13 protein-coding genes are annotated in these 14,579 nt (G+C 41.1%); 1 reads left to right on the top strand and 12 read right to left on the bottom strand.

Translation table 11 applies throughout. The features are described 5' to 3' along the window. Positions 1-86: 86 nt before the first annotated feature. The 5 genes from HRJ06_RS04535 to HRJ06_RS04515 form a co-directional block, all read right to left on the bottom strand. Complete coding sequence (locus tag HRJ06_RS04535) at positions 87-563, bottom strand: MaoC/PaaZ C-terminal domain-containing protein (protein ID WP_174729586.1); 477 nt, start codon at positions 561-563, stop codon at positions 87-89. Positions 564-696: 133 nt separating this feature from the next. Continuing rightward, a complete protein-coding gene (gene mdh, locus HRJ06_RS04530) occupies positions 697-1,635 on the bottom strand; it encodes a malate dehydrogenase (protein WP_174729583.1) in 939 nt (312 codons plus the stop codon). A gap of 85 nt (positions 1,636-1,720) precedes the next feature. Further along, a complete protein-coding gene (gene icd, locus HRJ06_RS04525; RefSeq protein WP_174729580.1) occupies positions 1,721-2,989 on the bottom strand; it encodes an NADP-dependent isocitrate dehydrogenase in 1,269 nt (422 codons plus the stop codon). Between the two features lie 341 nt (positions 2,990-3,330). After that, entirely contained in the window at positions 3,331-4,449 is a 1,119-nt protein-coding gene (citZ, locus tag HRJ06_RS04520; protein ID WP_174729577.1) for a citrate synthase, read from the bottom strand. Between the two features lie 341 nt (positions 4,450-4,790). Further along, entirely contained in the window at positions 4,791-5,249 is a 459-nt protein-coding gene (locus HRJ06_RS04515) for a DUF441 domain-containing protein (RefSeq protein ID WP_174729574.1), read from the bottom strand. 240 nt (positions 5,250-5,489) lie between these two features. Between HRJ06_RS04515 and ytvI the strand changes: the two genes are divergently transcribed. Beyond that, the gene (gene ytvI, locus HRJ06_RS04510) at positions 5,490-6,626 is read left to right on the top strand and encodes a sporulation integral membrane protein YtvI (RefSeq protein ID WP_174729571.1); all 1,137 of its coding nucleotides are present in this window, start codon (positions 5,490-5,492) and stop codon (positions 6,624-6,626) included. A 217-nt stretch (positions 6,627-6,843) separates the two neighbouring features. Here the strand turns inward: ytvI and HRJ06_RS04505 are convergent, their stop codons facing one another. The 7 genes from HRJ06_RS04505 to ystJ all read right to left on the bottom strand — a co-directional run bounded on the left by HRJ06_RS04505 (position 6,844) and on the right by ystJ (position 14,579). After that, on the bottom strand, positions 6,844-7,230 hold the full coding sequence (locus tag HRJ06_RS04505; RefSeq protein WP_174729567.1) for an FxsA family protein: 387 nt from the start codon (positions 7,228-7,230) through the stop codon (positions 6,844-6,846). Positions 7,231-7,319: 89 nt separating this feature from the next. Then, positions 7,320-9,080 (bottom strand): pyruvate kinase, encoded by a 1,761-nt coding sequence (gene pyk / locus HRJ06_RS04500; protein WP_174729564.1) that lies wholly within the window; start codon positions 9,078-9,080, stop codon positions 7,320-7,322. A gap of 33 nt (positions 9,081-9,113) precedes the next feature. Next, on the bottom strand, positions 9,114-10,073 hold the full coding sequence (gene pfkA, locus HRJ06_RS04495) for a 6-phosphofructokinase (protein WP_174729561.1): 960 nt from the start codon (positions 10,071-10,073) through the stop codon (positions 9,114-9,116). 639 nt (positions 10,074-10,712) lie between these two features. Then, positions 10,713-11,690: an acetyl-CoA carboxylase carboxyl transferase subunit alpha gene (gene accA, locus HRJ06_RS04490; RefSeq protein ID WP_174729557.1), complete on the bottom strand. Its 978-nt coding sequence runs from the start codon at positions 11,688-11,690 to the stop codon at positions 10,713-10,715. Then, a complete protein-coding gene (gene accD, locus HRJ06_RS04485; protein ID WP_174729554.1) occupies positions 11,684-12,553 on the bottom strand; it encodes an acetyl-CoA carboxylase, carboxyltransferase subunit beta in 870 nt (289 codons plus the stop codon). The genes accA and accD overlap by 7 nt, the downstream gene beginning before the upstream one ends. Before the next feature lie 154 nt (positions 12,554-12,707). After that, entirely contained in the window at positions 12,708-13,331 is a 624-nt protein-coding gene (locus HRJ06_RS04480; RefSeq protein WP_338421051.1) for a FadR/GntR family transcriptional regulator, read from the bottom strand. A 9-nt stretch (positions 13,332-13,340) separates the two neighbouring features. Beyond that, on the bottom strand, positions 13,341-14,579 hold the full coding sequence (ystJ, locus tag HRJ06_RS04475; RefSeq protein WP_174729551.1) for an NADP-dependent malic enzyme: 1,239 nt from the start codon (positions 14,577-14,579) through the stop codon (positions 13,341-13,343).

Below are 14,579 nucleotides of genomic sequence, written 5' to 3'. Positions count from 1 at the left end.
AGTTTAACAGAGTAAGGTGGAACAACCGACTTTATTAGCTGACAAAACACAAAGAAGATGTACATATGTACATCTTCAATTTGTTGCTAGAAATTCTCAAGCGCCTTTCCTTCAAGCCGCTCCTGGCGGTAGGGCGGGCACACCTTAAGCTTCCCTGCTGCAACCTCATCCTCGTTTTCATTCGAAACCGTAACAGAAATCTCAATAAAGTGGTTATTTCGGTTTACCTCGGTTACTTCAAAAATGAACAGCACGGTATCGTAATGATAAACAGGCTTCAGGAATTCGATCTCCTGTTTTAGAACATAGCTTCCAGGACCGGGCAAGTACTTAGAGATAGCTGATGTGATGACACCAGTCAGCATAATCGGTGGAACAATTGGCTTTTCATAGGGAGTCTGTGAAGCGTAATCATGCTGAATATAAAGTGGATTCGAATCATTTGTCAGCCCTAGATAAAGCAGTAAATCCTTATCTTCCATTTTTTCGGTAAGCGAAAGTTTCTCTCCTGTTGAAATCTCACCGATTTGCCTTCCCAGCTTACGTTTTTTTCCCAGCAACATTAATACTGCACCTCCATAAACAATTACGTTAGGGTCGAGTCACTGCTGTATTAATTCATACTATAGCATTTAGACTATTATGATACAAAGTGTCCTAGAAAAAAATCGGGGAAGCATCCCCGATTTTGCTAACCTATATTAAAACTTCCATTACTGATTTAACAGATGAAGCAGACTTATCAAGAGCGGCTTTTTCCTCTGCAGTTAACTCTAATTCAATAATTTTCTCGATTCCATTCGCACCTAGAATGGTTGGAACGCCAAGATAGATGCCATCGTATCCATACTCTCCTTCAAGATATGCAATTGAAGGAAGAACTCTGCGCTGGTCTTTTAAAATAGCTTCAACCATCTCGACCAAAGAAGCTGCTGGTGCATAGTAGGCACTCCCGTTTCCTAGCAAGTTAACGATCTCACCGCCACCCTTGCGCGTTCGTTCTACAATTGCATCAAGGCGCTCCTTAGGGATTAATGCTTCAAGCGGAATACCGCCTGCATAAGAATAGCGAACTAGCGGAACCATGTCATCCCCATGCCCGCCTAATACAAAGCCTGTAATATCTTTTACTGATAATCGCAGTTCTTGGGCAACGAAGGTACGGAAGCGTGCTGAATCAAGGACACCCGATTGTCCGATTACCCGGTTCTTAGGAAAACCCGCTTCTTTAAATACAGTATAAGTCATTGCATCTACAGGGTTCGTTAACACTAAGATATAGCAATTCGGGGAATATTTGACGATTTCCTGAGCAACACTTTTCATGATCTTTTGATTTGTCTGAACTAAATCATCACGGCTCATACCTGGTTTCCGTGCAATTCCAGCAGTAATAACGACGATATCCGAGTCTTTTGTATCCTCATAATTGGAAGTGCCAGTAATATTAGCATCAAAGCCTAGTACGGGACTGGCTTCCAGCATATCTAGCGCTTTTCCTTTAGTTGGGTTTTCCATTTGCGGGATATCAACAAGCACAACATCACCAAGCTCTTTTTGGGCCAATAAAAATGCAGTTGTTGCTCCAGTAAATCCGCCACCGATTACGGATACCTTTTTTCTATTTAAAGTCATGAGTTTTCCTCCTTTTTCATATCTTATTTTCCCTATGAAAAAGGGCTACACTTATCAGCATAGCCCCAGTTCCCCAATCTGGGAATTATTTCATGTTTTTAATTAACTCAGTTCCAAACTCTGAAGCTTTCACTTCAGTTGCACCATCCATCAATCTTGCAAAGTCGTACGTTACAACCTTTGATGCAATGGTATCTTCCATTGATTTTAGGATCATGCTGGCAGCTTCTGTCCATCCAAGATGTTCAAGAAGCAATACTCCGGAAAGAATGACTGAAGAAGGGTTAACCTTGTCCAATCCAGCGTATTTAGGAGCTGTTCCATGAGTAGCCTCAAAAATTGCATGGCCTGTTTCATAGTTGATATTAGCACCTGGAGCAATTCCAATTCCGCCAACTTGTGCGGCAAGTGCATCAGAAATATAGTCACCGTTAAGGTTCATTGTTGCTACAACATCAAATTCTTTTGGACGAGTCAGAATCTGTTGTAAGAAGATGTCAGCAATAGCATCTTTTACGATGATTTTGCCTGCAGCCTCAGCATCAGACTGAGCTTGATTCGCAGCATCCAATCCCTGCTCATCTTTGATGCGATCGTACTGGTTCCAGGTAAATACTTGTTCGCCAAATTCCTTCTCAGCCAACTCATAGCCCCAGTTCTTGAAAGCACCTTCAGTAAACTTCATGATATTCCCTTTATGTACGAGGGTAACTGATTTGCGGCCTTCTTTAATTGCATAGTCGATAGCAGCACGTACTAAACGGCTTGTTCCCTCCTCAGAAACTGGCTTAATTCCTAGACCAGAAGTTTCAGGGAAACGAATTTTATTTACACCAAGTTCATTTTGAAGGAAAGCAATTAACTTCTTAACCTCATCAGAACCTTGTTGGTACTCAATACCGGCATAAATATCTTCTGTGTTTTCACGGAAGATAACCATGTCTGTATCCTGAGGACGCTTTACTGGTGATGGTACCCCTTCAAACCAGCGTACAGGACGCAAGCATACAAATAAATCTAATTCTTGACGCAATGCTACATTAAGAGAACGGAAACCTCCACCGATTGGAGTTGTCAGCGGTCCTTTAATTGCGATTAGATACTCATTGATTACATCAAGGGTTTCTGCTGGAAGCCATTCTCCAGTCTGGTTGAATGCTTTTTCACCAGCAAGAACTTCCTTCCACGTGATTTTTCTTTCGCCTTTATATGCTTTTTCTACTGCAGCATCTAAGACTCTTTGAGAAGCTGCCCAGATGTCTGGACCTGTTCCATCGCCTTCAATAAAAGGCACAACCGGATTGTTTGGTACATTTAGAACGCCATCTTTTACTGTAATTTTTTCACCTTGCATGTTTTTTCCCTCCAAAAATAAAATGCATTCAAAAATTGTTACCCTCTCTAGCTGTTATAGCATTTTAGAAGCACAACAAAGCTTAGCCTAAATTCAGCATCAAAGGTTAGCCGGCAATTGCCTCTAACCTTTGAAATTGCCTATTAATCCCTTGATAAACAGTTTCCTCAAAAGAAAACCTGCCGAGACTTTGTTGCAAAGGGTACAATCTATACTCTCCTATTACAGCAATTTTTTTACCAAAAGTAAAATGCTGCTTATCTATATATATATATTTCTTTTAAAAACGTCTTAATTTAGGATCGTTAATCCATTGTTTTACTTGGACTTGAGTCTCTTTATTAACTTCTTTGATCAATGGCGATGTAATCTTGTTTTCCCGGGCCAGTATATTCTGCTCGCGGACGGATCAATCTATTATTGTCATATTGCTCGAGGATATGAGCCAGCCAGCCCGAAACTCGGCTTACAGCAAAGATAGGTGTAAATAAATCATGGTCAATGCCTAAGCTATGATAGACAGATGCTGAGTAAAAGTCTACATTTGGCGGTAAATCTTTTTCCCCTGTTACGATTGCTTCGATCATTGTAGACATTTCATACCAATGAGGCTCACCAGTGAGCTCAGTCAATTTTTTTGACATTTCACGAAGGTGCTTAGCACGCGGGTCGCCCTCACGATATACACGGTGTCCAAAGCCCATAATCTTTTCTTTATTGCTTAGTTTTCCGCGAATCACGGAATCTACATTTTCAAGATCACCGATCTCAGTTAGCATTTTCATTACTGCTTCGTTTGCGCCTCCGTGCAATGGCCCTTTAAGTGCACCAATTGCAGCAGTAACACCTGAATACACATCAGACAGGGTAGCAACACAAACGCGTGCTGTAAAGGTAGAAGCGTTTAATTCATGGTCAGCGTGTAAGACAAGTGCTTTATTGAATGCCTCAACTTCTATTGCCTCAGGCTCTTTTCCTGAAAGCATATATAAGAAATTCGCAGCGAAGCTTAAATCCTCTCTAGGATCAACAGGTTCAAGCCCTTTTCTGACGCGGGCGAATGCTGTTACAAGAGCAGGCATTTTGGCCTGAAGGCGAACCGCTTTCATGTAATTTGATTTTGCATCCATTACATCAGCTTCGTCATCATATAGCCCAAGTAACGAAACAGCAGAGCGAAGAGCAGCCATTGGATGAACTTTGTCAATTGGATAAGTTTTAAAATGATCAAGAACTTCCTTTGGAACTGCTGCATTGGCAGATAACTGCCCCTTTAATTCCTCAAGCTCAGCCTTTGTCGGCAGTTTGCGATGCCATAACAAATAAATTACTTCTTCAAAGCTTGCGTTATCAGCCAGATCATCGATATCATACCCCACATATGTAAGTGTATCATCAATAATGGAGCTGATGGAGGATGTTGTTGCCACTATTCCTTCGAGTCCTCTTGTTACTGTCATATGAATCTCTCCTTTACGATAAATAATTTCCCCATCCCATTTGTCTGTAAAAGGTTAAACATTAATACCGATACTATTATACCAGTTTTAGAAATAAAGCCTTAAAGGCTTTGCCGGAAGTGCTCGTCCCTTGTATTTCTCCAGCATATCGAGCGCTTGCTCAGGACAGCCATAAAAAAAGAAAATGCTTACATTTCAATATAAAAAGACAAGTCCTGATACCTATTTAACCACTAATATTAAAGGAAGAATACAGTTACAAGTCCTATTATAAACAATTATCAGATTTTTGTGAATGAAAACACCTTTATTTAAAAAAAAATTATTATTTCACAAAAAAACTATTTGATAAATTCATACAGTTTCATTGCAGCAAATGCAATTCCAGCCCCTATTAAAGGGCCCACTGCCACACCTTGGAACAATGCTATCGCTAAAATAGTACCTAATACCAAGGCCGTCGTTATATGCGGATCTGAAGCAAGCAGGACGATGCCCCCTTTTGCCAGAAGGGCTACCAGTATTCCGGATACTAAAGCAATCCAGGCATAAGGTGACTTAAACGCGCCCGATAAATCCTTAAACCCGATATCTCCGCTTGCAATGGGAGCCAAAACAGCAATCGTTATGATCGTTACTCCCCAGTTAATCCCTTTAGATTGTAACATTGAAAATGTTTTCCCTTCAAACCCTACAGCTTTCATAACGATCAGAAAAATGACAGCTATAATTAAAGATTGGTTTTTTGCTATAAAAGCAATAGACAGCAAAACAAATAAGAAAAGGAACGGTTCCAACATAACATTACTTCATCCTTCCGGCATTAAACTATATTAACATAATTATTTTTTTTAGGCTTGGTTCTAAATCTACACTTATTTATAATGATGCAATTCTGTGGTGAGAAATTAATTACGTATTTTTGGAAAACTATTGGAATCTTTTTGCCTTTGGATACGTACAATACTTATGCTTCACGGTAATTGGACAAGCTGTTAAAATTAATATATATTTATAAATCAATTCAAGGAGGTACCTTATTGAACCCACCCTATCTATATCGAAGCATTTTACGAGCAGTTTTCATAGCAGCTGTCATTATAGTATCCGCACTTTCTCTGTATTATTTATCAAAGGTAACGTATCCGTTTATTATAGGGCTGATGATTGCATTTTTTCTAAACCCGCTTGTTAATTTTCTTGAAAGAAAAGTCCGCATACCCCGATTTCTTGCAGTTCTAATTTCGCTTATTCTTATATTTTCCATCTTTGCTGGCCTCATAACACTTTTGATCGCAGAAATCGTTTCTGGCGCGGAGTATTTTGCACGTGTAGTTCCCCATCATTTAGTTACGCTAATCGACTTTATTGAAGAATTAATAGCAAGCAGGCTAATCCCTTTCTACAACCAAATAACAGGTATCTTCAACAATTTAGACGCTGGTCAGCAGGATACAATTATGGCTAACATCCAAAATGTTGGAGCCCATATTGGCACGACTGTCGGAAATTTTGTTCAAACCTTCTTTGAGAATATACCTAATATCTTATCCTGGTTTCCCAATGCTGCTACAGTTCTTATTTTTTCTTTGCTTGCGACCTTCTTTATCAGCAAGGATTGGTACCGCCTATATGCTCTTGGTTCCCGCATAATGCCTAACAGAGCTAAATCTAGTGGAGCAACTGTGTTTGCTGATTTAAAAAAAGCATTATTTGGTTTTATCAAAGCCCAAGCCACTCTTATTTCGATAACGACTGTCATTATTTTAATCGGCTTGCTTATCTTGAGGGTAGATTACGCAATAACAATTGCTTTAGTAGCAGGATTAGTTGACATTATTCCCTATTTAGGAACTGGAGCAATTTTTGTTCCATGGATCATTTTTGAAATTATCGCTGGAGAGATGAGCCTGGCCATTGGTCTTGGAATTCTGTATATTGTCGTCCTTGTACAAAGGCAGGTAATGGAGCCTAAAATACTATCTTCAAATATAGGACTTGATCCGCTGGCAACCTTAATTTCCCTGTTTGTCGGGTTTAAACTCATCGGCTTTCTCGGTTTGATTGCCGGACCAGTTACTTTGGTTATCCTAACAACTCTTCATCGTGCGAACGTGTTTAGAGACCTATGGTCCTTTATAAAGGGAAATGATGATGAAAAAAGAACACCTCAATAACCAAAAGCGCAAGCGCCTTGAACAGCCCCGACAAACCTTAATATGAAGCCGACTGTTTAGCTTCGACAAGCGCTGAGGGCTTGAAGATGAAGTCGTTCTTTGACTTCATCAGCTGGACAGGGGCTAGGCGCTGAGGCGCCCGTTAAGCGACGGATGGACTGAGGCTTCTCTCCATTACAAAGAAGAAAGACCCAGCTCGGATTTAGAGCTGGGTTTTTTAGCGTATAATTGTGATTTTTCCGTTGTTGATCCATCTAGTGGAGATCCTCATCAGAAGCCTTTTAAAGAAAATTCGTGTTGGCGGTGCCAGCAGCATAAATCCAATGGCATCTGTTATAAATCCGGGAGTGAGCAGCAATGTACCGCCAACTAATATGCAAATTCCATCTAAGATGGTGTCTCCAGGCATTCTCCCATACCTAATCTGGTCCTGAGCTCTTCGAATGGTTTCCAAACCTTGCCGCTTAGCTAGATAGGCTCCAAGCAATCCAGTTGAAATAATCACCAATATCGTTAATGGGACACCTATTGTTTTACCAGACCAAAGAAGAATTCCTATTTCTGCCGCCGGGACAATAATCAAAAGTAAAATCAAGTAACGCATAAGCAACCCCCACTTTTAACACTAGTCCATTAATTATATCAAACTTATACTACCTTTAATAAAAAAAGGATGGGAGCCCCATCCTTTTTTTAAAGAACACTAGCATGTCCGTTGTAAATAACTCCTCTTGAAGCATCCACTGTTATTTCCTGTCCATCTTTAAACAGTGTAAAAGCATCATCCACGCCAACTATAACAGGGATCCCAAGATTTAACCCTACAACTGCTGCATGGCTTGTCAGCCCGCCCTCTACTGTTATAAGTCCACTGCACTTTTCTAATGCTGGAACCATCTCACGGTCCGACCCAAATGTTACCAGGATATTGCCTTCTTTTACTTTCGCTAAAGCCTCTTCGGCATTCTTGGCGACTACCACTTTTCCGTATGCTGATTTTCTGCCAATACCTTGCGCTTTCACAAGAATATCGCCGACAACATGGATTTTCATTAAGTTTGTTGTTCCGGCTTCTCCAACAGGTACACCAGCTGTAATTACAACCAGGTCTCCATGAGAAACAAGACCGCTATTCAGCGATTCCTGAACGGCACTGTCAAGCATTTCATCCGTTGACTTGGCCACTTCACCTAATTGAGGGTAAACTCCCCAAACTAAGGCTAGTCTGCGGCATACATGGTCGTTTGCAGTAACTGCGACAATTGGTGCCTTCGGGCGATATTTTGAAATCATCCGAGCCGTATGTCCACTTTCTGTTGGCGTGATGATTGATTTTGCCTGAAGATTAAGCGCAGTATGGGCAACAGACTGCCCAATTGCATCGGTAATATTATGTTCTGTATTTTTGCTGCGATTAGTCAGGATATTTTTGTGGTCTAAAGCAGACTCTGCTCTGGAAGCAATATTATGCATTGTTTGAACAGCCTCGACAGGGTATTGCCCAGCAGCTGTTTCTCCGGATAGCATGATCGCATCTGTTCCATCAAATATAGCATTCGCAACATCACTGGCTTCCGCACGTGTTGGACGTGGATTGCGCTGCATTGAATCAAGCATCTGTGTGGCTGTAATAACTGGTTTACCGAAGAAATTACACTTCCTAATCAATTCCTTCTGGACCAGAGGGACTTCTTCAGCCGGAATTTCAACACCCAGATCTCCCCGTGCTACCATAAGGCCATCTGAAATCTCAAGAATTTCATCTATATTATCGACGCCCTCTTGATTTTCTATTTTTGGGATGATCTGAATATGTGAGGCATTATTTTCTTCTAAAAGCTGACGGATTTCTAGGACATCCGATGCACGCCTTACAAAAGATGCAGCAATAAAATCAACACCCTGTTCTATTCCAAATAAAATATCCTTCGCATCTTTTTCTGTGATCCCAGGAAGTTTTACAGAAACACCAGGGACATTGACACCCTTTTTATTTTTAAGAGTTCCACTGTTAAGGACTTTTGTTTTAATTTCATTATTAGCTTTATCGATGCTCGTTACTTGTAAACCAATCAGTCCATCATCAAGCAGGATTCGGCTGCCACTATGGACATCGTTAATCAAATTTTCATATGTAACAGAAAACCTTTCAGCATTACCAAGCACTTGGTTCATTGACACACTGATATCCTGTCCGGCTGTTAATTCAACAGCTCCGTTTTCCATATCATTGGTACGAATTTCAGGACCTTTAGTGTCTAGCAGGATAGCAACCGTTTTTCCGGTCGACTGAGCAGCAGATCGTATATTTTTAATCCGCTGGCCATGCTCCTGATGATCTCCATGAGAAAAATTTAAGCGGGCTACATTCATCCCAGTATCCATAAGCTCTGTCAATTTTTCTAAACTTTCGCTAGCTGGGCCGATTGTACAAACAATTTTTGTTTTACGCATATATAGCAAACCTCCTGATAATAAAAAGCCTTATTAAATCGATAATTCCTTTGATAATTTATATAAGTTAAGGTCTAGATGGTGCTCTTTAGCCAATGCCTCAATAATATCATAATCCACCATTTGATTTTTTTCCATGCCAACAGCCCTGCCGCCGTTTCCTTCTATTAGCAGTTCAACAGCCCTGGCCCCAAGACGGCTTGCCAGGACTCGGTCAAATGCAGTTGGAGAACCACCGCGCTGCATGTGACCAAGTACAGAAACGCGTGTATCAAAATCGGTCAGTTTTTCAATTTCCCTGCCAAAATCCACCCCGCTCATTACACCTTCAGCAACCACAATAATACTGTGTTTTTTACCACGTTCTTGCCCTTTCTTTAAGCGTTCAGCTATCTCTTCCATGCTGTGCTTTTCTTCTGGAATTAAAATAGTTTCCGCACCACCAGCAAGTCCGGCCCATAAAGCAATATCACCTGCATTTCTTCCCATCACTTCGATTACAAATGTACGTTCATGAGAAGTCGCCGTGTCCCTAATCTTGTCAATTGCATCTATAACTGTGTTTAAAGCAGTATCAAATCCGATTGTGAATTCTGTTCCAGGAATATCATTGTCAATAGTACCGGGAACACCTACACATGGGTAACCTTGTTCTGTTAAAGCTTTTGCACCTCTGTAGGATCCGTCCCCGCCAATAACAACTAATCCATCGATACCGAACTTCTTTAGTTGCTCGATTCCTTTCTGCTGTCCTTCTTTAGTTTTAAACTCCTCGGATCTGGCAGAATATAAAACCGTACCTCCGCGGTGAATAATATCTCCTACTGAACCTAGTTCTAATTTTTTTATATTTCCGCCCATTAAACCGGCATATCCGCCATAAACTCCATAAACCTCAATATTTTGGAATATAGCTTTACGTACCACTGCACGAACGGCCGCATTCATCCCCGGAGCATCTCCTCCGCTAGTTAAGACTCCAATTCTTTTCACTAACTTTCACCTCATTTAAAATCTATGTAATCAAATTTGTTAAAAAGTTGATTGTTTCTCCATCTTATTATAAACAGAATCCCCGTTAATATTTCTAAAATACCATGAAGGCTAGGCTATAACAACTTAATACCATCCATTTAGGTGAATACAGAATAATCAAGTAAATGCAACCGCTTTAGAAAGAAAAGCGGAGCCGAATGTCCAGGGGCGACAGGCATAAGGCGAGCGCTGACAGAAGGCGTTTTGTGCCTTCAGAAGCGATTGACTTATGACCCCGAACCCCTAGGAGGCGCAGCTGGACAAAGAAAAGCGGAAGCGCCTTGAACAGCTCCGACAAGCGCTGGAGGGCTTGAGGGTGAAGGCGTTTTTTGACTTCATCAGCAAGACCGAAGCGACTCGAGGAGCTAGGCGCTGCAGCTCGACAAAGAAAAGCTGAGCCAACTGTAAGAAACACAGAAGCTGGAGACTCCTCCAAAAAAAGCATTTCTACTCTGACAGGGAGCTTAAGGTTTTCCAGTTACACCGAGTTGAAGCTAGAACTAAAAAAGTATCGCCTACTAGAGTGGATAATCTGTAAATCTTAAGGCTTACATCTTTACTAGAACAAAAGAAAAGAGCGTGCTTTACCGCACGCTTCTAATTTACCCCTATAAAATCGTTCAGAAACGAGTATTTGCCTATTGCTTTATATTTGTTATAGCGCTGGTTTACAATTTCCGCTTCAGACATCTTAATTAAATTTTGCAAAGAGCCCTTCAGAATTTTGCCAATTTCCTCAGCCTGTAATGCAATGTCCTTGTGTGCACCGCCCTTAAGTTCTGGAATAATTTCATCAATTATACCAAGCTCCTTAAGATCTGGTGCAGTAATTTTCATCGTCTCTGCCGCTCTTTTAGCAAGTGAAGCATCTTTCCAAAGCAATGCAGCAGCTCCCTCAGGAGAAATAACCGAATAGGTTGAGTTTTCAAGCATGTGAATATGGTTTCCAACACCAAGCGCAAGAGCACCGCCGCTGCCTCCCTCGCCAATCACAATGCAGACAACTGGAACCTTAAGGCCTGCCATTTCAAATAAATTCCTTGCAATTGCCTCGCTTTGGCCTCTTTCTTCTGCTGCTTTTCCAGGATAAGCTCCCTTTGTGTCAATAAAACATATAATCGGCCTTCTGAACTTTTCAGCCTGTTTCATTAATCTCATGGCCTTCCTATATCCCTCAGGGTGAGGCATACCAAAGTTCCGGCGAATATTTTCTTTTGTATCCTTGCCTCTCTGGTGTCCAATTACCGTTACCGGCATTCCATTAAATCGGGCTATCCCTCCGACTATCGCTGCATCGTCCCCAAATAATCTGTCACCATGGCATTCAAAGAAGTCAGTAAATAAGTGCGCAATATAATCTAGTGTAGTAGGGCGTTCAGGATGTCTAGCCAGTTGCACCCGATCCCATGGTTTCATATTTTCGTATACGTCAGTTTCAAGCCTCTTGAGACGAGCTTCAAGTTTTTCTATTTCATCGGACAAATCCATATCAGCACTTGTAGTGAACTCTTTAAGTTCAGCAATCTTTTTTCTCAGCTCGGTTACCGGCTTTTCAAATTCTAACTCTCCTACCAATCAAAACTCCCCCCTGGATAATGGATGTCAATTATATTTGAAACCTTTTCTTTTAATTCCAGTCTTGAAATGACTGAATCCAGCTGTCCATGCTTTAATAGGAATTCTGAAGTCTGGAAATCATCTGGTAAGTCTTCGCGTATGGTTTGCTCAATGATACGCCTTCCTGCAAATCCAATTAAGGCCCCTGGCTCAGCAAGATTATAGTCTCCAAGCGAGGCAAAGCTTGCAGAAACCCCGCCTGTTGTTGGATGCGTCATGATTGAAATAATTAGTCCGCCGTTGTCACTGAACCTTTTCAGGGCTACGCTTGTTTTCGCCATTTGCATTAAGCTTAGTACTCCTTCTTGCATTCTGGCTCCTCCTGAGGCAGTAAAGATAACAAATGGAATGCCAAGTTCGTCTGCCTTTTCGATTGCCCTCGTGATCTTTTCTCCTACGACTGAACCCATGCTTCCCATCCGAAATGAAGCATCCATAATGGCAAGAGATACTTTCTTGCCATTGACTTCGCATAAACCAGTTACGACCGCTTCATTTAATTTTGTCTTTTTTCGGTCTTTCTCTAGCTTTTCCGTGTAGTCTGGAAATTGAAGCGGATTTTCAGAAATCATGTTTTCATTTAAAGCTTCAAAACTACCTCTGTCTGCAAAGCTTTCAATTCGCTCTTTTGAATTCATTTGATGATGATAGCTGCAATGAAAGCAAACTTTAAAATTCTTATTTAGTTCTTTTGTATACATGATTTTTTTGCAGTTAGGACACTTGGTCATAATTCCTTCCGGCACATCCTGTTTAGTTAGGTCTGAAGGAATGGTTGCATATTTCTTTTTCTTCGACTTTGTAAATAGCTCTTTCAGCAAGGTGTAACCTCCTTGTTGGTAGTTTAAAATCACTTTATAATTTTTAAAATTCAACTGAGTGGTCAGACCACTCAAAGCAAAAAATCTCCCTATTAAATGGAGCCTGTCCTTTACTATATATCAACTGAAATACAAATTTTGTAAAGGTTTGTCGCTACTCCTTCGACAAATCTCTTAACTGCCAGTATGAGAGAAGGGTCCTATCAATATCACCAGCGAGCAAATCATCCGTAAGTTTTTCATAATAAGCTTTATTAACAGCCGGAGGATTTATTCCAAGCGAGTTATAGTAATCCTTTAAGATTTTCCATATTCTAAATAGAAGATGATTATCTGCCATATCTGCTATTTTCAAGAAAAAGTCATCGTCGCTGAATTCTGAAGCTGAGGTCCACTGTTTCAACTGTGCCAGCTTATCATCTCCGCTTTTTGCAGCTGCTTGCCTGAGGCAGTCCATCTCAATCAAATACTTTGTTTCTACTACATCACGTTTGGCTCTTTTATCTTGTAAAATAAATGTGCTTAACAGCTGGACAAGCTGATTTTCTCTAAAGTCCCGGATGAAAGTCCCTTCACCACGCCTGGTCTCAATCAGCCCCAGCAGCTCCAAAGCTCTCAAGGCTTCCCTGACGGAAGAGCGTCCGGCATCCAGACGCTCTGAAAGTTCCCGCTCAGAAGGGATTTTATCGCCTGCTTTAAGGCCATCCGTTTCGATCATGACCCTTAACTGCTTGACGATTTCAATATAAACCTTTGATTTTCCCTCTGATTGATTCACTTTTATTTATCACTCACTTTTGTCAATTATGGCAAGTTTTTTTGTACGTTCTCTAATTTCATCTGGATCTACTTTTATACGCGCTACACCTGTTTCCATAGCAGCCATGGCTACCGCTGCTGCAACCTCTGGAGCAACTCTCGGATCAAATGGGCCTGGGATTACATAATCATACGCAAGGTCTTTGTCGTCAATTAAACCAGCAATTGCTTCGACCGCCGCCACTTTCATTTTTTCATTAATATGTGTTGCTCTTGCATCTAAAGCTCCTCTAAAAATGCCCGGAAAGGCAAGAACATTATTAACCTGATTCGGAAAGTCGGACCGGCCTGTTCCAATTACTTTAGCTCCGGCTTCCTTGGCATCCTCCGGCATAATTTCCGGGTTAGGATTAGCCATCGCAAAAATGATTGAATCGGAGTTCATCGACTGGATCATTTCTTTTGTCAATGCCCCTGCAACAGATACACCAATAAATACATCTGCACCCTTTATTGCATCACTTAAGCTGCCCGTTACGTTGTCCCTGTTCGTAAACTTGGCTACTTCTTCTTTGATTTTATTCATTCCCTGGGGACGACCCTCGTAAATCGCTCCTTTAGTGTCACACATGATGACATCACGTACACCATAAGCATACAGAAGCTTAATGATCGCAATTCCCGCGGCTCCCGCTCCATTTGCTACTACCTTAATTTCGTTCATTTGTTTTCCAACCAGCTTAAGAGCATTCACTAAACCGGCAACAGTAACTATTGCAGTACCATGCTGATCATCATGGAATACAGGAATATTTGTTTCCTTTTTTAACCGGTCTTCAATTTCAAAGCAGTTTGGTGCAGCGATATCCTCAAGATTAACCCCGCCAAATGTTGGTTCAAGCAGCTTTACTGTTTCTACAATTTTATCGATATCAGTCGTGTTTAAACAAATTGGAAATGCATCTACTCCTGCAAAACTTTTAAAAAGGACTGCTTTTCCTTCCATAACAGGCAATGCAGCTTCCGGTCCGATATTTCCCAGACCAAGTACCGCTGTTCCGTCTGAAACCACAGCAACCATATTACCCTTCATCGTATATTCATATACCGATTCTGGTTTATCATAAATTGCCTTACATGGTTCTGCCACACCTGGAGAATAGGCAAGGCTAAGATCCCTGGCATTTCGAACCGGCACCTTAGATTTCGATTCCAATTTCCCTCTATTAACACGATGCATATGCAACGCTTCTTCTTTCAAAGTCAA

The sequence above is a fragment of the Mesobacillus harenae genome (genome assembly GCF_013343715.1).
Taxonomy (GTDB): Bacteria; Bacillota; Bacilli; order Bacillales; family Cytobacillaceae; genus Mesobacillus_A; species Mesobacillus_A harenae.
The sequence above is the reverse complement of the archived record's forward strand: the minus strand, read 5'-3'. Positions and strand labels throughout refer to the sequence as shown.